We start from the raw sequence: 23587 nt of genomic DNA, 5'->3' as shown, positions 1-23587 counted from the left end.
GGACCCAGTCTAGGCAACGCCGGTGAGCTCACCGGCACGTGTACGGGCCCAGGCGTCGGCGGCGAGCACTTCCTCGACCGTGTCGGCCGGGGTGACCTGGTGTTCGGCGACGACCTCGGCCACGGTGTCCACGATCGCGAGGAACGGCAGCGCCCCGCGCATGAAGGCGTCCACGCAGACCTCGTTGGCCGCGTTGTAGACGGCCGGGGCGGTGCCGCCCTCGGTGCCGACGTGCCTGGCCAGCTCGACGCTGGGGAACGCCTCGTTGTCGAGCGGCTCGAACGTCCAGGTGTGGGCGGTGCTCCAGTCGACCGGCCGGGCGGCGCCGTCGACGCGGTGGGGGTGGCCGAGCGCCAGAGCGATCGGCAGCCGCATGTCGGGCGGGCTGGCCTGGGCGATGGTGGAGCCGTCCACGTACTCGACCATGGAGTGGATGATCGACTGCGGGTGGACGACGACCTCGATGCGCTCGAAGCCGATGTCGAACAGCAGGTGCGCCTCGATGACCTCCAGGCCCTTGTTGACCAGGGTCGCGGAGTTGATGGTGATGACCGGCCCCATCGACCAGGTGGGGTGGGCGAGGGCCATCTCGGGGGTGACGCCGGTGAGCTCGGCGCGCCGCCTGCCGCGAAACGGCCCGCCGGACGCGGTGACGATGAGCTTGCGTACCGCCTCGGGGTCGTACCCGGAGGGTCCTGAGGCCCACAGCGACTGCTGCAGCGCCGAGTGCTCGGAGTCGACCGGCACGATCTGGCCGGGCTTGGCCCGCCGCTTGACCAGGGGTCCGCCGATGATCAGGGACTCCTTGTTGGCCAGGGCGAGCGTGCGGCCTGCGTCGAGCGCGGCCAGCGTGGAGGTCAGGCCGAGCGCCCCGGTGATGCCGTTGAGCACCAGCGGCGTGGCGCCGGGCGCCCAGGCGGCCCCGGGCAGGTCGCCGGATCCGCTGGGTGTCCAGGTGGCGACCTCGGCGACGCCCTCGGGCCCGGCCAGGACTTCGGGCCGGACGCCGCGCGCCGCCAGCGCCTCCTTCAGCGTCGGTACGGCCGCCGCGTCGGCCACCGCGACCGCCTCGACCCCGAACCGGGCGGCCTGCTCGGCCAGCAGTCCGGCTCTGCCGCCCCCGGCCGCCAGCGCCACCACGTGGAAGCCGGCCGGGTGGGCGTCGATCACGTCGAGCGCTTGGGTGCCGATCGAGCCGGTGGAGCCGAGGACGACGACGGGGCGGGAGATGTCTGCATGCACGGCTCCATTCTCCCGCCCGGGAGTGCCGCCCTGTTCACCAGTTGGTGAAAGCGCCGTCCGAGCCGCGCAGATGGGGCCGCTCCGCGGCGACGGCCCGGTATCGGCGGGCGGCGTCCCGGTCGATGTCCACCCCGATACCGGGAATGTCGGATATCTCCACGCGGCCGGCGTGGATCTTCGGCCGGGCGGTGAACAGCGCGTCGATCTCGGGCTCCGGCTGCTCCTGGTGCTCCTGGATCGCCACGTTCGGGCAGGCGAGGTTGAGGTGGAGCGAGGAGGCCGCGGTGACGGGGCCGAGCGGGTTGTGGGTGGCGAGCTTGACGTAGTGGGCCTCGCACATGGCCGCGATCTTCTTGGCCTCGGTGAGCCCGGCCGCCACGCCCACGTCGACCCGGGCGTAGTCGATGAGGTCGGCCTCCACCAGTCGCTGGAACTCCCACTTCGAGCCGAACTGCTCGCCGGCCGCGAGCGGCGCCGCCGTACGGGAGCGGAGCATGCGGTAGGCGTCCAGGCCCTCGCTGCGCAGCGGGTCCTCCACGAAGTACGGCCGCGCCGCCTCGATCTCCCTGCACAGGGTGAGCGCCTCCGGCGGGTCGAGCCGGGTGTGGACGTCGAGTATGAGCTCGACCTCGTCCCCGACGGACGCCCTGACCTGGTGGAACAGCTCGATCCCCGCCCGCATGGAGGCGCGCTGGTCAAGGACGCCGTCCGGCGCGTGGGGCACGGCGAAGCGCAGGTGCCCCCAGCCTTCCGCGACCAGGTCCCGGGCCTTGGCCAGGAAGCGCTCGCGGTCGTGGTAGTCGTCGCCCAGGTGGATGTAGGCGGGCACGTGGTCGCGCACCCGGCCGCCGAGCAGTTCGTAGACGGGCACGCCGAGGGCCTTGCCCTTGATGTCCCAGAGCGCCACGTCCACCGCGGCGATGGCCGCCGACACGAAGCGGTCGGCCGGGAAGAAGCCGCGGCGGAACATGACCTGCCAGAGGTGCTCGATCCTGGCCGGGTCCTCGCCGACGAGCAGTTCGCCGAGGTGCTCGATGGCGCCGGCCACGGCCTTCTGGCGCGAGCGGATGCCCACCTCGCCGATGCCGTGCAGGCCCTCGTCGGTATCCAGGACCAGCAGCATCATGCTGTCGCCGTGGTCGGGCAGGGTCAGCACTTCCCAGCCGGTGATCTTCACTCGTGCTCCTATGAAAACGTTCCCGAGAATCTCAAGAACGCATCATGGCATCTCCGCGTAATCTGCAAAAGATCTGGATTTATCACTCTTGACGCATGGCGGTAACGTTTGCAAGCATCCTGGCTACCAACGAAGAGGAGGCCGGAGTGGCGGTAACCATCAAGGAAGTGGCGAGCGCCGCCGGGGTCTCCGTCTCGACCGTCTCGCGCGCCTTCACCGCGCCCGACCAGGTGCAGCCGCAGACACTGCAGCGCATCCTCGACGCGGCGTCCAAGCTCGGCTACGCGCCCAATCCGGCCGCCCGCTCCCTGCGCGGCGGCAGGACCGGCTCGCTCGGGCTGATCATCCCCGACATAAACAACCCGTTCTTCCCGCCGATCTTCAAGGCCATGCAGGCCAGGGCCCGGCGTCAGGGGTACACGATCCTGGCCGCCGACACCGACGAGCGGGAGTTCGACGAGCTCGAGACCATCGCCACCGTCTCCAAAAGGGTCGACGGCCTGGTGCTCTGGGCGTCCATGCTCGGCGAGGACCGGCTGCGCGAGCTGGCGGCGGAGATTCCGCTCGTGCTGGTCAACCGGCACGTCGAGGGCATTCCCGAACTGCGCATCTCACTGGCGGCCGGCATCGCGCAGGCCGCCGAGCACCTCAAGGCCTACGGCCACACCCGCTGCGTGTTCGTCAACGGCTCGCGACCCGAGCTCGAACGCGGCAAGTCCATCAGGGAGTCGTTCGAGGCGCACGAGCTCTCGCTCGCCGAGCTCGGCCCCTACGAGCCCCGCTTCGAGACCGGCGTGCACGCCGCGACCCTGGTCGCCTCCGGCGACGCCACGGCCGTCGTCGCGCACAACGACCTGGTCGCCCTCGGCGTGCTCCACCAGCTCGCCAAGCTCGACGTCAAGGTCCCCGGCGCCGTCAGCGTGATCGGCATCGACGACACGCTGCTCGCCGCCACGTCCACCCCCTCGCTGACCACGATCAGGATCTCCGCCGACGAGGTCGCCACCCAGGCCGCCGACCTGCTCATCGACACGATCGCGGGCAGGGGCGAGGGGCGCGTGGTGGAGATCGGCTCGCGCCTGATCCCGCGCGCCTCCACGGGGCCCGCCCCGCGCTGAACCCCAACCTCCTGAAGGTGCGGCGTTCGCCGTACCTCTATCCCCACCTGCCCCGACGCGGGAGAGTCATCATGAAACACACCGCCGCCCTTCTCGGCTGCGCCGTCCTCGCCACGGCGCTCGCGGCGTGCGGATCACCCAGCGCCGACGACGGCGCGGTCGTGATCCGCGTGCAGGGCATGCCGCCCGCCACGGACAAGCCCGGCCTCGCCCAGTTCAAGACGATGGTCGCGGACTTCGAGCGGCAGAACCCCGGCATCAAGGTTCAGGGCTCGACGACCGCCTTCGACCCGCTGACGTTCTCCGCCAAGCTGGCCGGCGGGCGGGCCGAGGAGGTCATCAAGGTCCCCCTGACCGAGCCGCAGGGTCTCATCGCGCGCAAGCAGGTGCAGCCCCTGACCGCCGAGCTCGGCAAGTGGGCGCACTACAAAGAGTTCAACCCGCAGGTCCTGCAGCCGCTCAGCGACGACTCCGGCCAGGTGTACGGCGTGCCGCAGGCCCCCTTCGCCCAGGGCCTGGTCTACAACCGCGAGCTGTTCACCAAGGCCGGGCTCGACCCGGACAAGCCCCCCGCCACCTGGGATGAGGTACGCGCGGCCGCCAAGAAGATCGCCGGGAAGACGGGCAAGGCCGGGTTCGTCCACGAGTCGAAGAGCAACCAGGGCGGCTGGCAGCTCACCATGCTCACCTACACCCACGGCGGCGAGATCGAGAAGGACAGCGGCGGCACGTACGTCGCCGCCTTCAACGCCGAGCCTGCCAAGAAGGCGCTGACCCTGCTCAAGGAGATGCGCTGGAGCGACGACTCAATGGGCAGCAACCAGCTCAACGACCAGAACGACGTCATCAAGCGCTTCGCCGCCGGCGAGATCGGCATGTACATGGGCACGCCGGGCACCTACCGCCTGGCCAAGATGACCTACGGCATGGAGAACACCGACGCGTTCGGCATCGGCCCGCTCCCCCAGGCCGGCGGCAAGGCCACGCTGACCGGCGGCGACGTCTATCTGGTGCCCAAGTCGGTGAGCAAGGAGAAGGCCGCGGCGGCGGTGAAGTGGCTGCTGTTCGCCTACGCCCAGCCCGCCTACGACCCGGCCGCGGCGGCGGAGCGGGCCAAACAGCTCGCCGCCGACCCCGAGTCGGCGGTCGGGGTGCCGACCCTGCCGATGTTCGACGCCGCGCAGCAGGCCAAGATCGACGATGCGGTCAAGCCGCACGTGAACGTCAAGCTTGAGCATTTCGCGCCCTGGCTGGAGGGCACGCCCGCGCTCACGCTCAAGCCCGAGCCGCCCGTGCAGGCCCAGCAGGTCTACGCGGTACTCGACACGGTCGTGCAGGCGGTGCTCACCGACAAGGACGCCGACATCGACGCGCTGCTGGCCAAGGCGGAGACCGACGTGAACGCCAAGCTCGCCGCCGCCCAGCGATGATCCGCAAGAACACGCTCACGGCACTGGTCTTCCTCGTGCCCGCGCTCATCGTCTTCGGCGCCTTCTCCTGGTGGCCGATCGTGCGCGGGCTGCTGATCAGCTTCCAGAGCACCAACCTGGTCGACCCCGCCGAGTGGGTGGGGCTGGCCAACTTCACCGCCCTGTTCGCCGACCCGCTGCTCGGCGTCTCGATCCGCAACACCCTGCTGTTCGTCGGGCTGGCGCTGCTGATCGGCTTCCCGGCCCCGCTGGTGCTGGCCACGGTCATGGCCACGGTACGGCGGGCGGCCGGCATCTACCGGTTCCTCGTCTACCTGCCGGTCGTCATCCCCCCGGTGGTGGCGATCCTGCTGTGGAAGTGGTTCTACGACCCCGGGCACGGCCTGTTCAACGAGCTGTTCGGCCTGGCCGGCCTGGGACCGTTCCCGTGGCTGGACTCGCCCGGCAGCGCGATGCTCAGCCTGGTGCTCCAGTCGACGTGGGCGGGGATGGGCGGCGCCGTCCTCATCTACCTGGCGGCCATCGTCGGCATCCCCTCGGAGCTGTACGAGGCCGCCCAGATGGACGGCGCCTCCATCCGCGCCCGGATCTGGCACATCACGCTGCCGCAGCTGCGCCCGGTCATCGGGCTGCTGCTGCTCATGCAGCTCATCACCACCATGCAGGTGTTCACCGAGCCGTACGTCTTCACCGGCGGCGGCCCGGAGAACTCCACCCTGACCGTGCTGCTGCTGATCTTCCGCTACGCCTTCCAGGACGGCGCCTACGGCCAGGCCGCCGCGCTGTCGCTGCTGCTGGCGATCGTCCTGGGCATCCTGTCCGCGGTCTACCTGCGGGCCACCCGGAGCTGGAGCGCCTCATGATGATCTCGCCGGTGGAGGAGCGGCGGCCGGCCGTACGGGCGGCGCTGCGCTCGATCCAGTGGGTCACGCTCGGCCTGCTGGTGGCGCTGGGGATCGGGCCGCTCTACATGACGGTCAAGGGCGCGGTCTCGCCCTCGGCCGACCTGATCGCCAAGCCGCTGGAGCTGTGGCCGGCCGACCCGCGCCCGGAGAACTTCGCCACCGCCTGGGCCGATCTGGGCGTCGGCGGGTACCTGCTCAACACGCTGCAGGTCGTCGGCGGGGCGTGGGCGGTGCAGCTGTTCGTGGCGGTGACCGCCGGGTTCGCGCTGTCGGTGCTGCGGCCCCGGTTCGGCCGGTACGTGTACGGGGCGATTCTGGCCACGATGTTCGTCCCCTACACGGTCTCGATGGTCAGCCTGTTCATGACCGTCATCGACCTGGGGCTGGTCGACACCTACTGGGCGATCTGGCTGCCGGCGGGCGCGAGCGCGTTCAACGTGCTGCTGGCCAAGCGTTTCTTCGACGCGCTGCCCGCCGAGCTGTTCGCGGCGGCGCGCATCGACGGGGCGACCACCTGGCAACTGCTCACCAAGATCGTGCTGCCGATGAGCCGGCCGATCGTGGCGGTGATCAGCCTGCTGGCCGTCATGCACAGCTGGAAGGACTTCATCTGGCCCCTCGTGGCCATCACCGACCCGGAGAAGCAGCCGATCAGCGTCGCGCTGGCCAACCTGGCCGAGCAGGCGCCGCAGGACGAGCTGATCGCCGCCATGGCGATGGCGCTCGCCCCGCCGGTGCTGGTCTTCCTGGTCTTCCAGAAGTACATCGTCGCCGGTCTGGGATTCACCGGCGTCAAGGGCTGACAACTCGCGAAAGGCACCCCCATGCCGGACATCTCACCCCTGCCAGAAGTCTCACGACGCAACGCCCTGCAGATCGCGGGCGCGGCCGCCATCGCACCCGCCGCCGCCGCCGTCGCACCCGCCCTCGCGCCCTCGCCCGCGCGGGCGAGCACCGCGCCGACCGCCACCGCGCCGATCACGATCGAGGCCGACGGCATCGTGCTCACCGCCGGGACCGACGGGTCGATCACGGTCGGCGACGGCGCCGACCGGATCAAGCTCACCCATTTCATGATCAAGGACAGCGTCTTAGGGCAGCAGCGCACCTTCGGCGGCACGCCCTCCCTGATCACCGTGGACGGGCGGCAGGCCATCCAGATCGCCTACGTCATGTCCGCCTCCGCCCAGGCGGTCACGGTACGCGGGATCTTCACGGTCGCCGCCCGCCGGGCCCGCCTGCGCTGGGAGGTCTCGGGCAGCACGACGCTGACCCCGACCGGCTACATGTTCGCCAGGACCCTGCTGGCGCCCTCGGCGCCCGAGCGCTACGTGCCCGCGACCAAGTGGACGCGCGATGCCCGGGGCGGCGTGCCGTACGAGATCAATGACGGCGCGCTCTACCAGGAGACGTGGAGCGACACGCAGGCCTACTTCCGGCTGGCCAAGACCACGCCCGGCTTCACGAACGCGAGCTGGATCCACGCCCCCGCCGGCGCCGACGGCGCCACCGACGTCGAGCTGGTGCTCGGCGCGATGCGTCCGGCCGCCGCCAACGCGCTGGGCGCCGGCGCGCCGCTCAGCGTCGACGTCTGGAGCGAGCAGCCCTTCGGCCTCTACGGCAGTGCCGCGCCCATGGCGCTGAAGGCCCAGGTCGTGAACGGCGCCACCGTACCACGGCAGGTGACGCTGACCTGGTGGGCCCGCGACTTCGACGGCGGCCAGGTCGGCGGCGGCACCCTGAACAGGACCCTCGCGCCCGGCGCCGTCTGGGACGAGTCGTTCACCGTCGCGGGAGCCCCGCAGGGCATCGTCTTCACCGAGGTCAAGGCGGTCGCCGGGACCGACGAGGTGTTCGCCCGCACCAACCTGGCCACGCTCAAGGACCACGTCTACCAGGCCGAGGGCCGCTTCGGCATCGCGAACTACACCTGGATGCTCGTCCCGGACAAGGCGGCCGTCGGGCAGCTGATGAAGAAGATCGGCGTCAAGTCGGTGCGCATCGCCTATGACGGCGCGCCCGGCCACTCCCCCGCCGAGCTCGACGCCCTCGGCATCCCGCACAACGTGCAGCTCGGCGGCGTCATCTTCAACGGCACGCCCGAGCAGATCACCAAGTGGGCCGACGAGAAGGCGGCGATCGCCCGCGCCTCCGGCGCCCGCTACTTCGAGGTGGCCAACGAGCTCAACCAGCCGTGGATGTCCGGTCAGAAGGCGGCCGAGTACGTGCGCGATGGGCTCAAGCCGATCCACGACCGCCTGAACGGCTCCGGCATCAAGCTCATGAACTGCGGCCTCGGCGGCATGGACGTCAACTGGACCGCGAACTTCCACAAGGCGGGCGGCTGGCCGCTCATCGACGTCTTCGCCTTCCACCCGGGGCGCGGCAACTTCACCCCGGACTACGCGCCGCCGCCGTCGGAGTGGCAGCAGGGCGAGAACGGCACGTACTGGAACTTCCTCGGCGCGCTGCGCGAGGCGCGCAGGACCGTCGACGCGCACGGCGGCGGCAAGGAGCTCTGGCTGACCGAGGCGTACGCCTGCACCCGGCCCAACCGCTGGTGGAACGACAACCACCGGCAGGCGGCGGAGAACGTGCTGCTCACGCTGGCCCTGGCGCTGTCGGAGGGGGTGGACGGCGTGAACTGGTACCAGCCCCACGACAGCACGATCCACCACCCGCAGGAGGCCGACCCGAACAACGCCGAGTACCACTTCGGCCTCATGAACCGCGACACCAGCGTCAAGGCGGCCCTGCTGGCCTTCGCCACGGCCACCAGGACGCTGGAGGGCGCCAGGTTCGTCACGTGGATGACCTTCAAGGACCAGCAGGTCAAGGGCCTGCGGTTCGACGGGTTCGCCATCCTGTGGACCCGCGCGGACGGCTACCACCTGAACGCCGACCACGGCCCCGACCAGTGGTACCCGCACAAGGAGGCGTGGGTGGACCACTGGCCGACCAAGACGCGGCTCACCGTGGCGGCCAAGGGCGCGCACGTGCGCGTCGTGGACTGCATCGGCCGCGAGACCCGGGTCCCGGTGAAGAACGGCAAGGTGACGCTGACTCTGGACGGCGCGCCCCGCATCTACTACGGATTGTGCTAATGCGACAAGAAACCATAAAAGCTGACATCACGGTGGTCGGCGGCGGCCTGGCGGGAACCTGCGCCGCCATCGCCGCCGCCCGCCTCGGCCGTACCGTCGCCCTGGTCAACAACCGGCCGGTGCTCGGCGGCAACTCCAGCAGCGAGGTCCGCGTCTGGGTCTGCGGCGCCACCGGCCACGGCAAGAACCACCACGCCCGCGAGGGCGGCATCATGGGCGAGCTGTTCGTCGAGAACCAGTACCGCAACCCGCACGGCAACCCCTACTTCTGGGACACCACGATCCTCGACGCCGTCCGCGCCGAGCCGAACCTCTCCGTCTTCCTCAACACCGACGTCCGCCACGTCACCGCCGGCCCCGGCGGCATCGAGTCGGTCACCGGCTGGATGATGGGCTCGGAGCGGGAGATCACCTTCGAGTCCGGGCTCTTCCTCGACTGCACCGGCGACGGCCTGGTCGGCCACCTCGCCGGCGCGAGCCACCGCATCGGGCGCGAGGGCCGCGAGGAGTACGGCGAGCCGTGGGCGCCGGAGGTCCCCGACGACATCACGCTCGGCAGCACGCTGCTGTTCTACACCAAGGACGCGGGCGAGCCCGTCCGCTACGTCCCGCCGGACTTCGCCAAGGACATCACCCGGACCTCCATCCCCGAGCGCCGCATCATCAAGGCCGGCGACAACGGCTGCGCCTACTGGTGGATCGAGTTCGGCGGCGAACTCGACACCGTCCACGACAACGACCGCATCCGCGACGAGCTCTGGTCGGTCATCTACGGCATCTGGGACCACATCAAGAACTCGGGCCAGTTCGACGCCGACACGATGACACTCGAATGGGTGGGCGCGCTGCCCGGCAAGCGCGAGTACCGCCGCCTGCTCGGCGACTACGTGCTCACCCAGCACGACGTGCTCGGCCAGACGCCGTTCGAGGATCGCGTCGCCTTCGGCGGCTGGTCCATCGACCTGCACCCGCCGCAGGGCATGTACGCCACCGAGGCCGGGGCCAGGCAGCAGTACGCCGACGGGATCTACCACATCCCCTACCGCTCGCTCTACTCGGTCGACGTGCCCAATCTGCTCATGGCCGGCCGCAACATCTCCGCCTCGCACGTGGCCTTCGGCTCCACCCGCGTCATGGCCACCTGCGCGACGATCGGCCAGGCCGCGGGCACCGCCGCCGCCCTGTGCGCCGCGACGGGCGCGCGACCGCGTGACCTGCCGGTCGCCGACCTGCAACGCACCCTGCTGCGCGAGGACGCCTCCGTCGTCGGCCTGCGCTACGACGACCCCGCCGACCTCTGCGGCACGGCCGCCGCCACCGCGTCCGGCACCCTCACCCGGCTCGTGGCCGACACCCCGCAGGAGGCGTGGCGGCTCGACGCCGACGCCGGGATCGTGCTGCCGGTGGACCCGTCGCTCACCGGGGTACGGCTGCTGCTCGACGCCGCCGGCGACACCACGCTCACCGTCGAGTTGCACGACCCGGTGCTCGGCCAGAACTACGTGCCGCGCGAGCTGGTCGCCACCCGGGAGATCGCGCTCGCGGCCGGTGAGAAGCAGTGGGCGGAGCTGGGCCTGGACTGGCACCCGGAGACAGCGCGCAACGCCTTCCTGCTGGTCAAGGCCAATCCCCTGGTGTCCCTGCACGTGGCGGACCAAGCCACTCCCGGGGTGCTGTGCTTCACGCGGGTGCCGCTGCCGCCGCAGGCCGAGTCGCCGCAGCCGCTGCGGGAGTGGAGTGACCGGGGGTTGCTGCGCCGTACCTTCTGCCTGGAGACGGGGGTGACGGCGGCCTTCGCGCCGGGCAAGGCGCTCGACGGCTACCAGCGCCCCTACGCCGGGCCGCACATGTGGGTCTCGGCCACGCTGCCCGCCGAACTGGAGCTGCGCTGGCCGGAGCCGGTGACGATCGGGCGGGTGGAGGTCATCGCCGACGACGACGTCAACGAGGATCTGATCAATCTGCATCATCACCGCACGCCGTTCGAGATCATCCCGACGCTCGTGCGCGACTACCGCGTCGAGGCGCTCGCCGGCGGGCGGTGGCGGCAGGTCGCCGAGACCCGCGGCAACCGCCGCAGGCGGATCGCGCACCCGCTGCCCGAGCCCGTGACGGCGGAGGGGCTGCGGATCGTCGTCGAGGCGTCGAACGGGGCGCCCTCCGCGCACCTGATCGCGGTCAGGGCCTACTGATGGAGCGCGTGCTGGTGACCGGCGCCGCGGGGCGGATCGGGCGGTCGGTGCTCGGCCTGCTGCAGGCGCGGGGCGTCGAGGCGGTCGCGCTGGAACGTTCGGACCCCGGCGATCTGCCCGTCGCGCGGGTGGTGACCGGCGACGCGACCGATCCCGCGGCCGTCAGGCGGGCTCTGGACGGCGTGGACGCGGTGATCCACCTCGCCGCCATCGCCACGCCGGAGTGGCTGCCCGCCGAGCAGGTGTTCGGGCTGAACACGCTGGCCACCTTCACCGTGCTGGAGCAGGCCGGGCTGGCGGGGGTGCGCCGGGTGTGCCTGGCCAGCTCGATGGCGGCCGACGGGGTGCCGTTCGCGGCGCGGGAACTTCATCCGGCCTACGTGCCGGTGGACGAGCGGCTGCCGTCGCAGTCCGAGGACCCCTATGCGCTGTCCAAGCAGGTCGACGAGCTGACCGCGGCGACGATGGCGCGGCGGCACGGGATGGGGATCGTGGCGTTGCGCCTGCCGTACGTGGGCGGGTTCGATGAGCGGCTCGACGCGTTCGCCGCGCGTTGCGCCGCCGACCCCGGCGCGCACGCCCGCGGCTACTGGGCCTACCTGGAGACGCGCGACGCCGCCCGCGCGTGCGTGCTGGCCCTGGGGGTGCCGGGTCCCGGCGTGGAGGTGGTGAACGTCTGCGCGCCCGAGACGATGGCGAAGGAGCCGACCGAGGACCTGCTGCGCCGCTACCACCCCGACGCGGAGGTACGCGCTCCGCTGCCCGGCCGGACGGTCCCGGTGGACCTGTCGAAGGCGGAGCGGCTGCTGGGTTTCACGGCCGAATACCGGCTACAGATGTGACACCAGATAATCGACGGCATTAATGCCCGAATATCGCTATATCTGTTCGCGTAAATCTTGAGAAATCGGGATATTGGCACCGCTACCTTCCAACCCCAGGTCCGGTTTCGGGAGGTACGTAATGCACCGCAGAGTCGCTCTGCTTTCCCTCGTCACCCTCGCGGCCGGGAGCTTCCTGCTCCCGGCCGGGGCGGCGCAGGCCACGGCGGGCCCCAAGCCCGCCGCCAAAGCCGCCGCAGACAGCAAGTCCGAGCAGCGCGAGGTCCTGTCCTACTGGACCCCGCAGAAGATGGAGGACGCGCAGCCGCTCACTCCCCCCGCGCCCAAGGCCAACGCCAAGCACGGCCCCGGCACCCCCGGCGAGCCGACCACGGGCAACCCCTGGGGAGTCCCGCCCACCGGCACCCCCCAGCAGCAGGCCCAGGCCAGCGGCGGCGCCCCGTGGACCCGCGGCGGCGCCGTGGCGCAGACCACCGGCCGGGTCTTCTTCACCTACCAGGGCCGCAACGCCTCGTGCTCGGGTTCGGCCGTGACCAGCGCCAACGAGAGCGTCGTCATCACCGCCGGGCACTGCGTCAAGATGGGCGGCGCCTTCCACACCAACTGGGTCTTCGTGCCCGGCTACAACGCCGGACAGCGGCCCCACGGCACCTGGCCGGCCACCAGACTGCTCACCACGCCGCAGTGGAACGCCCGTGAGGACATCAACTTCGACATGGCCGCGGCGGTCGTCGCACCCCTGTCCGGCAAGACCCTGACGGACGTGGTGGGCGGGCAGGGCATCTCCTTCAACCAGGGCCGGAGGGTGCAGATGCACGCGTTCGGCTACCCGGCGGCGGCGCCGTACGACGGGTCGAAGCTGATCTACTGCGCCGGGCGGACCTTCGACGACTTCCTGCTCTCCCGCGACCACGGCCTGACATGTAACATGACCGGTGGTTCGAGCGGGGGTCCATGGTTCCAGAGTTTCAACGAGAGTTCCGGGCTGGGCACGCTCAACTCGGTCAACAGCTTCAAATACAACTTCGCCCCCAACTGGATGTTCGGCCCATACTTCGGGGCAGAAGCCCAGGCCGTCTACAACTCCGCCCAGAGCACCGACGCCCTCTGACGCATTTACCGAAAGTAGTCACAAGAACACCCGTCGTAGTGCACACTCGGGGTTCATGACCCTGAGCACCCCCCTGCTTGCGGCGGCACCGCTCGTCGCGGGACTGGTGGGACCGGCACTCATCGGCGCGACGGCGCTCGCGCCCGCCCATCAGCCAGCCGACCGCCCGTCCGTCACCAGCGTCGAGCGCGCGGCACCCCGCGCCGAGGTCGTCGAGCACGTCGCCGCCCGCACACCCGCGGACCAGCGGCGCGTGCTCGGCTACTGGACACCTCAGCGGATGGCCGGAGCTCTGCCGATCGACATGCTCGGCCTCGTCATGAAGGGCGGCGGGCTGCTCAGCGGACTGTCCAGCAGGTCCGGCGTCGGCACGGCGCCCGAGGTGGCCGGGGGCGCGGCCAAGATCGTCACCCGCGAGCTGCCCGGCAAGGCGGCGGTCCCCGGGCTGGCGGGCGGCGCGACTCCACGGCACCAGTCGGCCAGGCCCCAGGCCACGACCTCCGGCTCCCGCTGGGTGACCGGCGGCCTGGTGTCCAAGACCACCGGCCGGGTCTTCCTCACCGTGGGCGGCGTCGACTTCGTGTGCTCCGCCGGCACCGTCAGGAGCGCCAACCGCGACGTCGTCGTCACGGCGGGCCACTGCGTGAAGGACGGGGCCGGGGATTGGGCGGACAACTGGACGTTCGTACCCGGGTACCAGGAGGGCGGGGGGCAGCCGTACGGGGCGTACACGGCCAGGCGGATGTTCGTCGCCGGCCCGTGGTCGCGCAGCGGCGACGACAGCTACGACGTGGGCATGGTCGCCCTGAACACCTCGCGGGGCAAGCACGTGGCCGACGTGGTCGGCACCCAGGAGATCGCCTTCAACGGCGGCAGAGGCGGCCAGGCCTATGGCTTCGGCTACCCGGCCGACCCCCCGTACGACGGCGAGCGCCTGTTCTACTGCGCGGGCCGCCTGCGCAACGACCCCTACGGCCAGACCCGCGACCAGGGCCTGGGCTGCGACATGACCGCGGGCTCAAGCGGCGGCCCGTGGCTGACCCGCTTCGACCCCGCGACCGGCAAGGGCACGGTGACCTCGGTCAGCAGCTTCAAGTACTCCGACGACCAGGGCACCATGTACGGCCCCTACTTCGGCGACTCCGCCCGCGCCCTCTTCACCACCGCCCAGAACGCCTGACGGCCTCGCCCGGCTAGGCGTGCTGGCGGCGCACCATTTCGGCGATCCAGACGGGCGCGAACGGAGACGTGCAACCCGGGGACGTCGGGTAGTCCTTGAGCACCTCCAGGCGTTCACCGATGCCGACGGCACGGGCGCGGTGCTCGGCGTGCTCGATCCCGATCTGCGCCAGGCAGTGGTTCATCGCCCACTGCAGGCGATCCGGGGCGCCCTTCATCTCCGCCTCGATGACGTCGAGCAGCCCTGCCAGGTCGAGGACGCCAGGCTGCTTCGCCACACGTTCGGTGGTCAGCGCCCAGCCCGCGCTCGCCACGACCGGATCCGGATCGGCGTACCAGGCCACGCGCAGCTCTTCGACGTGCGGGTTCTTCTTCACCACGTAGTTCACGAGCCAGTCGTGCACCTTGGGCGTGCCGGCGTCGCGAACCATGGCGTCCAGTTCGTCGCGCTCGAACGCCTTCGGGCGGCAGATCAGGAGCGCCAGCAGCCTCGCCGCGGTGTCGCCCGTCTTCCACAGCTCACGGGCGAGTTCTTGCTGTGTCTTCAGCCGCTTGGCGAGGGCGCGCAGCTTGGTGAGGTTCACGCCGTGGTCGTCGCCGTGTCGCTCGTTCACCTCGCGGATCTTCGGGTCCTCGAGTACGGCCAGCTCGGCCATCACCTCGGCCACCGTGGTCTCGGCCACCCCAACCTCCCGTCCGTCACGTACGGGGCTCAGCCTACGTGCCGGCGCAGCCCTGCGACCAGGAGCGCGACCAGGCGGCGGGCGTCGTAGCGGGGGTCGGTCTCGGCGCCGACGCAGAGGTTTCCGATGCCACGCATGAGCTGGTACGCGTCAAGGCCGGAGCGGATCTCACCGGAGGCGGCGGCGGCTTCGAGGAGCTGGGCGCACACCGGCAGGAGTCGGTCGAGGAAGTAGGCGTGCAGGGTCTCGAAGCCGGTGCCGTCGTTCCGCATCGCGGCGGCGAGGCCGTGCTTGGTGACCAGGAAGTCGACGAAGAGGCCGATCCAGCTTTCGAGGGCGGCGCGCGGGGTCGGGCTGGATGCCAGCAGGGCCGGTCCGGCTTCGGCGCAGGCGTCGACCTGGTGCCGGTACACGGCGATGACGAGGTCCGCCCGGGTGGGGAAGTGGCGGTAGATCGTGCCGATGCCGACCCCGGCCTTGGCCGCGATGTCGCGCACCGGTGCTTCCACGCCCGCGGTGACGAAGACCGCGGCGGCCGCGTCCAGCAGGGCCTGCTGGTTGCGGCGGGCGTCCTTGCGCTTGGACCCGGTCGCGCTGTCGTTCACGGCGGGACTCCTTCCGAGAGACTTGCAAAGCGGAACCGTGTTCCGTATTGTTAGCGGAGCAGTGTTCCGTTTTGCTCATGATGGCAGATCAGAGGTCTGCCGGCCAATCCGAATGGAGAGCACTTCCATGTCCCACCCGAACGCCACGGTGGTGTCCGCGCACCCGGTCGTCCTGCCCGCCCCCGGCCGCGGCGAGGACCTGCGGGTCCACGTCTCGGCCCCCGCCACGGGCAGCGGCCTGCCCGTCATCGTCTTCTCGCACGGCTTCGGCTCGTCGATGAACGGCTACGCCCCCCTGGCCGACCACTGGGCCGCCGCCGGTTTCGTCGTCCTGCGGCCCACCCACCTCGACTCCAGAACGCTCGCGCTCCCGGCCGAAGACCCCAGAACGCCGGACATCTGGCGCATCCGCATCCACGACCTGACCCGCGTCCTGGACGGGCTCGACATCCTCGAAGCCTCGGTGCCGGGTCTCGGTGGGCGCGTCGACCGCGACCGCGTCGCCGTGGCCGGACACTCCTGGGGTGCGCAGACGGCGAGCACGCTGCTGGGCGCGCGCGTCCTGGACGCCGCGGGCGTCCCCGGCGAGGACCTGTCCGACCCCCGCGTCAAGGCGGGAGTACTGCTCGCGCTCACCGGTCTGGGCGACGACCTGGTCCCGTTCGCCGCCGAGCACTTCCCCTTCATGAGGCCGTCCTTCGACACCATGACCACACCGGCCCTCATCGTCGCCGGCGACAACGACCAGTCCCACCTGTCCACCCGCGGACCGGACTGGTTCGTCGACCCGTTCCTCCACAGCCCGGCGGACAAGAGCCTCCTCACACTGTTCGGTGCGGAGCACTCGCTGGGCGGCATCGCCGGCTACGAGGCGGCCGAGACGACGGACGAGAACCCCGCACGCGTCGCGCTGATCCAGCGGCTCACCACGGCCTTCCTCCGCAGCGCCCTCTACCCGGAGGACACCGCGTGGAAGGCGGCGGCCACCGCCCTGGAGCAGGACCCCAGCCCGCTGGGCACGCTGCGCGGCAAGTAGCGGACGTCTCACCACCGAATCAACAGGTGGATGAGGGACCAGGCGGCGAAGCCGAAGAAGACCAGGGCCACCAGCCGGCTGATCGCGGGGGCCGCCCTGCCGTACGCCTGCCGCAACGCGGGAAGGCCTGAGATCCAGGACAGCAGCGCGCCCGAGGCCAGGCAGCCGAGGAGACCGGCGGCCAGGAAGAGCGGGATCGTGGCCACGGTGAGCAGTTCGATGCGGTCGCCGAGCACGGCGGTGAAGACGGCGAGGGTCACCGGGTAGCTCTTGGGGTTGGTCATGCCGAAGGCGGCGCCCTGCAGCATCGCCCGCCTGCCGGTGAAGGCCGCCGCCCGCTGCGGGGTGTCCGCGGCGGCCAGGGCCCGTACGCCCAGGTAGATCAGGTAGAGGGCGCTGGCCATGGTCAGGGCGGCGAAGAAGACGGGCGAGATCAGCCGCACCCATCGCAACGCCACCAGCGCCAGCGCCGACCACACCAGGTCGCCCGCCAGGTGACCCAGCACGAAGACGAAGCTGGAGCGGCGGCCGCCACTGGCCCCGAGGTGGAGCACCATCAGCACGCCCGGCCCGGGGGTCAGGACGACGAGGGCGCAGGACAGGACAGTGGCGGCCAGCAGTGAGAGCACTAGAACGATCCGAGGGTGGCCTGGGTGATGCGGCCGGAGCCGGTGACGGTGCCGACCCGTTCCGCGTAGGAGCGGATGGAGTGGGTGGCGTCGATGAGCTCGTCCCAGGTCGAGTGGCTGAAGATCTTGCACCAGTCCTTGGAGACCTCGTCGAAGTCCACGATGTCGCTCGTGCCGTACTTGGCGGGCATGAGGTCGAGCAGTTCCTCGTCGTAGATCTCGAAACCCCGCTCCTTGGCGACCTGCCTGGCGAGGTCGGGGTTCATCATCCATTTTCCGGTCAGGGCGCCGAAGTCGGGATAGAGCGGCTGGGCTTCCAGCGAGGCCATCATCTCGTTGTCGATCAGCCAGCGCCCGAACTTGACCGTGTTCTCCAGGCTTTCGGCGTTCTCGCCGGGTCCGCCCAGGACCAGCGAGCCGTGGATCAGGATTCCGGCGTCCTGGAACAGGTGGCAGGCCCGCTGGTTGTTCTCCAGGCTGTCGCGCGGGCCCTTGAGTACCTTGAGCATCCTGGTGTCGCCCGCCTCAAGGCCCATGTTCACCCGGTAGACGCCGAGCTTCTGGTAGAGCTCGACCAGGCGCGGAGTGGTCTCGGCCGCCTGCGTGTACACGAAGAACTTCGGGTCGCCGATGTCGTCCGGTTTGGCGTCGACCACGGCCTTGATCCAGCGCGGTGAGCTGCTCATGCTGTCGAACGCCTCGTAGAAGATCGAGGCCGAGATCTGCTCCTGAGCGGTGCGCACGTCGTTCCAGAACATCTCAGGGGAGGAGAAGCGCAGGCTCAGGTCCATGATGCCGCAGAAATGGCAGGGCGCCTTCACCCGCGCGCACCCTCGGGCGCGGTTCATGGTGGTGACGCCGGTGACCTCCTCGTCGTCGTGGAAACCGCCATACCGGTTCAGGTAGTTGTCCAGGTACCGCTCCCAGTTGTTGTCCGGCATCAACGTGCGGTCGGGCACGGGGATGGCGTCCAGGATCATGGTCTTGAACGCGCCGCCGCTGCCCTTGATCTCGTCCGGGGGAATCTCCGGCAGGCGGTTGTGGGCGAGCCCGTCGGGCGTGCGGTAGAGGAGCTCGGGCACGGAGTCGATCGGGCGCTCCCCCTTCACCGCGCTCACCAGGGCGGACAGGGCGAACTCGCCGACGTCGGCGGCGCACACGTAGTCGACGGCCTCGCGGTGCTTCAGGATCCGCTCGGCCATGGCCGTGGCCTGGTCGTTGCCGAAGACCGTGACGGCGCCGGCGTTCTTGCCGAGTTCGGCCAGCCGCAGCGCGTTTCCGTAGGACGTGGCCAGCACGCCCACGCCGAGGATGTCGGGATCGAGGTCCCTGACGAGCTGTTCGATCTCCGCCATGGGCGTGATCTGGCCGTCGACGGCGATCACGTCCAGGTCGGGGTGGTCGCGTCGCAGCACCGTCGCCAGTGAGACGACGCCGAGAGCGGGGAACGTGCCGTCGTTCGCGATCGAGGAGACATCGGCGTCGCTGCCGGCGTTGACGAGCAGGACACTCTGTACCTTCTTGGTCATCGAGTACCTCTCAGCGGGTTCCAGGCCGACGTGCCGGTCCAGCCGTACGGGCAGGCAACCCCGCGGGCACACACAGTGAGGCCGGACCGTTTCGCACGGTCAACGGCTTCCCCCAGGCCAGAGCGCGTGGCTGTCCGACCACGACGGCTCCATGCGCCCACTGTCGCCCACGATCGCGGGCAGGCTCAATGATCCGGACAGATAGAATTGACAGTGGTCATCCACTATTGACATCCTTCATGTCCTAGGTGTATTAGCGGGAATGCAGGCGCAGGATCCGGCTCATCAGCCGCTGTCCGGCGATCGAGCCGCGCGAGACCTCGTCGACCACCTCGCTCACCTGGCTCTCCCGCAGCGTGGCCATGTCCCCGGCGATCGCCCTGATGACGGCCTCGGTGATCACGTGGTCGCTGAGGTAGTGCACGTACTCGGCCAGGGCCAGGTAGGAGCGGGCGCGGCCGTCCTCGTTCGGGCCGCGCAGGACCAGAATCTCCAGGATCTCGCGCAGCAGCGACTTGCCGCCGTTCCAGGACAGGGCGGCGCCGAGCACGGGTTCCAGCGCGTGCAGGAAAAGCGTCTCGTGCGGCAGGAACGAGAACAGCACACCCTGGCGGGCCCGCAGGTACGCGCCGGTGTCGGGCGGGGCGATCCAGGAGGTGTCCATCGGGGTGAGGTCCCAGGTGGAACCGGTGTCCAGGGCGAGCTCCAGGTCGGCGGGGCCGCCGACGTCGGCGGCCCCGCCGACGGACGTGGCCCGCACCACCCTGGTCAGGCTGTCCCACTCCTCGTTGGCCAGCTGGGAACGCCACAGCAGCGCGAAGCGCCGCCACTCGGTGAAGGGGTCCTCGTGGCCGGGCCGTACCCGGGACCAGAGGAGGCGGGCGGGGTCGCAGGCGAGGGCGACCTTCAGCAGGTTGGCCGTGTAGTAGGCGTTGCGGCGGGCGGGTCCGGCGGTCCAGGGGCGGTACCCGGGGTGGGCGAGCTGGTCGCGCAGGTCGGCGAGCGCGAACAGGCGGGTGGCCAGCCCGCGCCAGGCCGGGTCGGCCGACTCGCGCAGAAACGTGATCACGGGCGGCCTGGTGGAGAGCGTCGACCAGGACAGCAGCGTGCCGAGCATGCCGTCGCTGACCTCCTCCACGACCAGGCGCGACTCCTGGACCACCATGTCGTCCAGGAGCCTGCCGATCAGCCGGGCGATCAGGAACTCGCCGAACGTGGCGTGCAGAAACTCGTAGGTCTGCAGGATCTCGCCGCCGTCGCGGGTGGCCTGGGCCTGGTGGACGAAGAAGAAGCGGCCGAACGCCTGCTCACCGGCGGTCAGCGGGGTGGCCAGCGAGGTGGGGCGGCGGGCGGACAGGCGCAGCGCCTCCACGTCCGCGTCCACCTCGGCGGCGGTCGCCCACTGGCGGCCCCGGTTGAACATCGCGAACGCGACGATGCCCAGCAGCAGCAGTTCCTTCTCCACCAGGGCCGGGATCCGCTCGCGCGGGTGGCTCTTCTCCAGTTCCCGCTCGGCGAAGGCGCGCATGAGGCGCTCGTACAGCTCGGCCTCGCCGATGCGGTCGGCCAGGTTCCTGCGCAGGGCGTTGCCGTAGGCGTCGTAGAGGGCCAGCATGAGCAGGAGCAGCGGCTGCTCGGCCAGGTTGCGCTGCGCGCGGGCGACCTCCATGGACAGCGGCCGCAGTCCCGCCTCGTCGAAGTAGGCGGCATTGGCGTGGTTCCACACCTCCAGCCACTGCTCGATCTCCTCCAGATCGAACGGCTCCAGCCGGGTCACCAGCGAGCCCTCGGGGTAGTCGACGCGGTCGGCCACCGCCGTACGGGAGGTCACGATCACCGCGACGGCGCGCCCCGCGTCGAGCTCGCGCTGCTGGAAGCGGGCCACCTTGGCCAGGTAGTCGGACTGCCGCACACCGGTGGCCTGCAGCAGTTCGTCGAAGCCGTCGAGGATCACGACGGGCAGCGCGCCGTCGGCCGCCCTCGCCAGGTCGGGCCAGTGCAGCCGCTCGCCGCTGAGCTGGTAGACGGCCTGTTCGATCTGCTCCTGTACGTCCGCGCCGGCCGCCACGTCGCGCAACGGCACCCGGACGGGCACGAAGTCGGCGGGCAGGCGGGCGGCGAGCACCTTGGTCAGCACCGACTTGCCCGCCCCCGGCTGGCCGAGGACCATGAGCGGCGTCCTGCCCGCCTCCGGCGAGGTGAGGTAGCCGGCGAGGAAGCGCGGCAGGCCGTCGCGCACCTCACGCTCGCTCCACCACGCCTCCTGGCTGGGGTCCTCCGCGCGCTCCGGCCGGCCCGAGCGGAAGCGCGGGGTGACGTAGGCGTCGCCCAGGCTGGGCAGCGCCAGCCCGGCGGGCACGTCTCCGGTCTCGGCGACCGGGCGGCGCAGCGCCGCCTGGTGGAGTTTGCCCAACGCCGCCAGCTGTGCGTCCTGCGCGCGGGCCGGGGCCAGGCCGTCGAGCAGCCGTGCCAGATCGGCCAGCCGCGCCCGGGTGGCCTGGTGCTCGACCATCGCCGACCAGAACCCGAATTCCGGCACGTCCATGGCCAGCCTGCGGTAGCCGTCCTCGTACCTGCGGATGGCCGCCGTGGCGAGTGAGCTGTCGAAGACCCACTCCCGCTGGTGCTCCTGCAGCCGTTCCCAGAGGCTCAGCCCTTCCGCGAAGCTCCGCAGCGCGCCGCGCAGCCGCTCGTACCGTACGAGGATGACGCTCTTGGCCTCCTCGAACGGCAGTTGCGGCGACGGGCAGACCGGGCTGCCCAGATCCACTCCGCGCAGCAGCGTGACCTGCTCCGACTTGCTCATGCGCAGCTCACGGGCGCTGAACGGCAGTTCGATCCCGTCCAGCGCCTCGAAGAACGCGGTGAGCACCAGGATGGTGTGCGCCGCTTCGATGCGGTCCGTACGGCCGCGCCACTCCTTGCCCGCCCGCCAGTCCCGCCACCGCCCGAGCAGGTCGTTGCCCACCCGGATCAGCTCGCCCTTGGCGTCGATCAGGTCCCAGAGCCCCAAAGTGGCGACCCCGAGAACCGTGTCGAGCGCTCTGACCGCCGGGTCGTCGCCGCCCAGTAACCGCACGGCGTCGGCATACCGGTACTCCCTCGCCATGCCGCCGATTATTGCGGGATTTAGAGGGTCAGCCCGGTCAGAACCATCACCTTCTCGTAGGTGTAGTCCTCCATCGCCGAGTGCAGGCCCTCGCGGCCGATGCCCGAGTCCTTCACCCCGCCGTACGGCATCTGGTCGGCCCGGTAGGAGGGGACGTCGCCGATGATGACGCCACCGACCTCCAGCTCCCGGTTGGCCCGGAAGGCGGCGTCCAGCGACCGGGTGAACACGCCGGCCTGCAAGCCGTACTTGGAGTCGTTGACCATCGCGTACGCCTCGTCGATCGAGGCGGCGCGCTGAAGGATCATGACCGGGCCGAAGACCTCCTCGACGTTGACCTTGGCGTCGTGCGGGACGTCGGCCAGCACCGTCGGCGTGACCGTTGCGCCGTCGCGGGTGCCGCCGGCCAGCAGCCGGGCGCCGCTCGTGACGGCCTCCTGGACCCACTGCTCGACGCGCTCGGCGGCGGCCAGCGAGACCAGCGGGCCCACCTGCGTCTTCTCGTCGGCCGGGTCACCGGTCACCAGGTCGCCGACGGCGGGCAGGAGGCGCTCGACGAAGGCGTCGTACACCGGCTGCTCGACGATCACCCGCTGGACGGCGATGCAGCTCTGGCCGGCCTGGTAGTTGGAGAACAGGGCGATGCGCCGGGCGGCCCAGTCGAGGTCGGCGTCGGCCAGCACGACGGCCGCCGCGTTGCCGCCCAGCTCCAGCGTGACGTGCTTGCGCGGGATCTGGTCGGCGATGGAGTAGCCGACCGGGGCGGAACCGGTGAACGACACCACGGGCAGGCGCGGGTCGTCGACCAGGGACGAGGCGCGCTCGTTCTCGATGGGGAGCACGGAGAACATGCCCGCCGGCAGGTCGGTCTCGGCCAGGATGTCGCCGAGCACGAGCGAGGACAGCGGGGTGGCGGGCGCGGGCTTGACGATGACCGGCGCGCCGACCGCGATGGCGGGGGCGACCTTGTGGGCGACGAGGTTCAGCGGGAAGTTGAACGGCGTGATCGCCAGCACGGGCCCCTTGGGCACGCGGGTGACGTAGGCGAGCCGGCCGGCGGCGGCGGGCTCGGTGTCGAGCCGCTGCGTGGTGCCGGACCAGCGGCGGGTCTCCTCGGCGGCGAAGCGGAAGGTGGCGACGGCCCGGCTGACCTCGCCGCGGGCCCACATGATCGGCTTGCCGTTCTCCGACATGATCAGATGGGCGATCTCGTCGGCCCGCTCGGCCAGGCGGCGCGAGACATGGGCCAGGGCTTCGGCGCGCACGTGGACGGGCAGCGCGGCGGCCTGCCCGGCCACCGCGGCGGCGGCCGCCACGGCCTCCTCGACCTGCGCGGCGGTCGGCACCGAATATCGCCCGACCTCGCGACCGTCGTGGGGATTGGTCACGGTGAGCTCGACGTCCCCGGTGGCGGGGCGCCCTGCGAGCCAGAAGGTACGCACGTCCATACCTATGACGGTATGCCACCAGGAAGATCGGTGATTTGCACCGGGGTGCACAAGACCACCTCGGGCCTCCGCCGTTCCGTACAACCCCTCGCCGCCGCCGGCACGAAGCCGACTCGCAACCGTGATGGTCAGAGGGTGCCGTCGATCAGGCCATGGGTAAGATCTCTAACCCCAAGTCAGGGTAAGGCCTGCTCCCCGATCGGCGCCCCGGGCTTGGCGTCACTGTTGCCACGTGGCCCTCATGTTTA

At 70.7% G+C, this 23587-nt stretch carries 18 protein-coding genes; 10 read left to right on the top strand and 8 right to left on the bottom strand.

Annotated features, from left to right (window positions below):
• Window positions 1-9: 9 nt before the first annotated feature.
• Together dxr and ACIBI5_RS51750 are read right to left on the bottom strand one after the other, a co-directional pair.
• Window positions 10-1242, bottom strand: a complete 1233-nt coding sequence (dxr, locus tag ACIBI5_RS51755) for a 1-deoxy-D-xylulose-5-phosphate reductoisomerase (protein ID WP_397258803.1) — start codon at window positions 1240-1242, stop codon at window positions 10-12.
• A 34-nt stretch (window positions 1243-1276) separates the two neighbouring features.
• Complete coding sequence (locus ACIBI5_RS51750; protein ID WP_397258801.1) at window positions 1277-2419, bottom strand: mandelate racemase/muconate lactonizing enzyme family protein; 1143 nt, start codon at window positions 2417-2419, stop codon at window positions 1277-1279.
• 146 nt (window positions 2420-2565) lie between these two features.
• On the opposite strand from ACIBI5_RS51750, the gene ACIBI5_RS51745 reads away from it, so the two are divergent.
• From ACIBI5_RS51745 to ACIBI5_RS51705, 9 genes are all read left to right on the top strand, one after another.
• Window positions 2566-3537, top strand: a complete 972-nt coding sequence (locus ACIBI5_RS51745) for a LacI family DNA-binding transcriptional regulator (RefSeq protein ID WP_397258799.1) — start codon at window positions 2566-2568, stop codon at window positions 3535-3537.
• Window positions 3538-3608: 71 nt separating this feature from the next.
• Window positions 3609-4967, top strand: coding sequence for an ABC transporter substrate-binding protein (locus ACIBI5_RS51740; RefSeq protein WP_397258798.1), 1359 nt, complete (start codon window positions 3609-3611; stop codon window positions 4965-4967).
• Window positions 4964-5830 (top strand): carbohydrate ABC transporter permease, encoded by an 867-nt coding sequence (locus tag ACIBI5_RS51735; RefSeq protein ID WP_397258797.1) that lies wholly within the window; start codon window positions 4964-4966, stop codon window positions 5828-5830. Before ACIBI5_RS51740 ends, ACIBI5_RS51735 begins: the two co-directional genes overlap by 4 nt.
• A complete protein-coding gene (locus ACIBI5_RS51730) occupies window positions 5827-6675 on the top strand; it encodes a carbohydrate ABC transporter permease (protein ID WP_397258796.1) in 849 nt (282 codons plus the stop codon). The genes ACIBI5_RS51735 and ACIBI5_RS51730 overlap by 4 nt, the downstream gene beginning before the upstream one ends.
• Window positions 6676-6696: 21 nt before the next feature.
• Entirely contained in the window at window positions 6697-8976 is a 2280-nt protein-coding gene (locus ACIBI5_RS51725) for a hypothetical protein (protein WP_397258795.1), read from the top strand.
• Window positions 8976-11168 carry an FAD-dependent oxidoreductase gene (locus ACIBI5_RS51720; protein ID WP_397258794.1) on the top strand — a complete coding sequence of 731 codons (2193 nt, stop codon included), beginning with the start codon at window positions 8976-8978 and terminating at the stop codon, window positions 11166-11168. Before ACIBI5_RS51725 ends, ACIBI5_RS51720 begins: the two co-directional genes overlap by 1 nt.
• Entirely contained in the window at window positions 11168-12010 is an 843-nt protein-coding gene (locus tag ACIBI5_RS51715; RefSeq protein WP_397258793.1) for an NAD-dependent epimerase/dehydratase family protein, read from the top strand. The genes ACIBI5_RS51720 and ACIBI5_RS51715 overlap by 1 nt, the downstream gene beginning before the upstream one ends.
• A 121-nt stretch (window positions 12011-12131) precedes the next feature.
• Window positions 12132-13121 carry a trypsin-like serine peptidase gene (locus ACIBI5_RS51710; protein ID WP_397258792.1) on the top strand — a complete coding sequence of 330 codons (990 nt, stop codon included), beginning with the start codon at window positions 12132-12134 and terminating at the stop codon, window positions 13119-13121.
• Window positions 13122-13176: 55 nt separating this feature from the next.
• Window positions 13177-14301 (top strand): trypsin-like serine peptidase, encoded by a 1125-nt coding sequence (locus ACIBI5_RS51705; RefSeq protein WP_397258791.1) that lies wholly within the window; start codon window positions 13177-13179, stop codon window positions 14299-14301.
• A gap of 13 nt (window positions 14302-14314) precedes the next feature.
• Here the strand turns inward: ACIBI5_RS51705 and ACIBI5_RS51700 are convergent, their stop codons facing one another.
• Both ACIBI5_RS51700 and ACIBI5_RS51695 read right to left on the bottom strand, forming a co-directional pair.
• A complete protein-coding gene (locus tag ACIBI5_RS51700; protein WP_397258849.1) occupies window positions 14315-14956 on the bottom strand; it encodes a DNA alkylation repair protein in 642 nt (213 codons plus the stop codon).
• Window positions 14957-15012: 56 nt separating this feature from the next.
• Window positions 15013-15588: a TetR/AcrR family transcriptional regulator gene (locus ACIBI5_RS51695; protein WP_397258790.1), complete on the bottom strand. Its 576-nt coding sequence runs from the start codon at window positions 15586-15588 to the stop codon at window positions 15013-15015.
• 127 nt (window positions 15589-15715) lie between these two features.
• Between ACIBI5_RS51695 and ACIBI5_RS51690 the strand changes: the two genes are divergently transcribed.
• Window positions 15716-16624: an alpha/beta hydrolase family protein gene (locus ACIBI5_RS51690; RefSeq protein ID WP_397258789.1), complete on the top strand. Its 909-nt coding sequence runs from the start codon at window positions 15716-15718 to the stop codon at window positions 16622-16624.
• Between the two features lie 8 nt (window positions 16625-16632).
• Here the strand turns inward: ACIBI5_RS51690 and ACIBI5_RS51685 are convergent, their stop codons facing one another.
• From ACIBI5_RS51685 to ACIBI5_RS51670, 4 genes are all read right to left on the bottom strand, one after another.
• Window positions 16633-17253, bottom strand: coding sequence for a LysE family translocator (locus ACIBI5_RS51685; RefSeq protein ID WP_397258788.1), 621 nt, complete (start codon window positions 17251-17253; stop codon window positions 16633-16635).
• Window positions 17253-18782, bottom strand: coding sequence for a B12-binding domain-containing radical SAM protein (locus tag ACIBI5_RS51680; RefSeq protein ID WP_397258787.1), 1530 nt, complete (start codon window positions 18780-18782; stop codon window positions 17253-17255). Before ACIBI5_RS51680 ends, ACIBI5_RS51685 begins: the two co-directional genes overlap by 1 nt.
• 253 nt (window positions 18783-19035) lie before the next feature.
• A complete protein-coding gene (locus ACIBI5_RS51675; RefSeq protein ID WP_397258786.1) occupies window positions 19036-21891 on the bottom strand; it encodes an NACHT domain-containing protein in 2856 nt (951 codons plus the stop codon).
• Between the two features lie 20 nt (window positions 21892-21911).
• Window positions 21912-23339 carry an aldehyde dehydrogenase family protein gene (locus tag ACIBI5_RS51670; RefSeq protein WP_397258784.1) on the bottom strand — a complete coding sequence of 476 codons (1428 nt, stop codon included), beginning with the start codon at window positions 23337-23339 and terminating at the stop codon, window positions 21912-21914.
• Window positions 23340-23587 lie beyond the last annotated feature (248 nt).

This window comes from Nonomuraea sp. NPDC050540 (genome assembly GCF_044457485.1).
In the GTDB taxonomy this organism is placed as follows: Bacteria; Actinomycetota; Actinomycetes; order Streptosporangiales; family Streptosporangiaceae; genus Nonomuraea.
Note: the sequence above shows the minus strand (reverse complement) of the source record. Positions and strands in the feature narration are given on the sequence as shown.

Coding starts and splice junctions, on each gene's coding strand:
- ACIBI5_RS51730 (WP_397258796.1), top strand. CDS start 5,827: ATGATGATCTCGCCGGTGGAGGAGCGGCGGCCGGCCGTACGGGCGGCG.
- ACIBI5_RS51700 (WP_397258849.1), bottom strand. CDS start 14,956: ATGGCCGAGCTGGCCGTACTCGAGGACCCGAAGATCCGCGAGGTGAAC.
- ACIBI5_RS51735 (WP_397258797.1), top strand. CDS start 4,964: ATGATCCGCAAGAACACGCTCACGGCACTGGTCTTCCTCGTGCCCGCG.
- ACIBI5_RS51740 (WP_397258798.1), top strand. CDS start 3,609: ATGAAACACACCGCCGCCCTTCTCGGCTGCGCCGTCCTCGCCACGGCG.
- ACIBI5_RS51725 (WP_397258795.1), top strand. CDS start 6,697: ATGCCGGACATCTCACCCCTGCCAGAAGTCTCACGACGCAACGCCCTG.
- ACIBI5_RS51715 (WP_397258793.1), top strand. CDS start 11,168: ATGGAGCGCGTGCTGGTGACCGGCGCCGCGGGGCGGATCGGGCGGTCG.
- ACIBI5_RS51690 (WP_397258789.1), top strand. CDS start 15,716: ATGTCCCACCCGAACGCCACGGTGGTGTCCGCGCACCCGGTCGTCCTG.
- ACIBI5_RS51720 (WP_397258794.1), top strand. CDS start 8,976: ATGCGACAAGAAACCATAAAAGCTGACATCACGGTGGTCGGCGGCGGC.
- ACIBI5_RS51710 (WP_397258792.1), top strand. CDS start 12,132: ATGCACCGCAGAGTCGCTCTGCTTTCCCTCGTCACCCTCGCGGCCGGG.
- ACIBI5_RS51705 (WP_397258791.1), top strand. CDS start 13,177: ATGACCCTGAGCACCCCCCTGCTTGCGGCGGCACCGCTCGTCGCGGGA.
- ACIBI5_RS51680 (WP_397258787.1), bottom strand. CDS start 18,782: ATGACCAAGAAGGTACAGAGTGTCCTGCTCGTCAACGCCGGCAGCGAC.
- ACIBI5_RS51670 (WP_397258784.1), bottom strand. CDS start 23,339: ATGGACGTGCGTACCTTCTGGCTCGCAGGGCGCCCCGCCACCGGGGAC.
- ACIBI5_RS51675 (WP_397258786.1), bottom strand. CDS start 21,891: ATGGCGAGGGAGTACCGGTATGCCGACGCCGTGCGGTTACTGGGCGGC.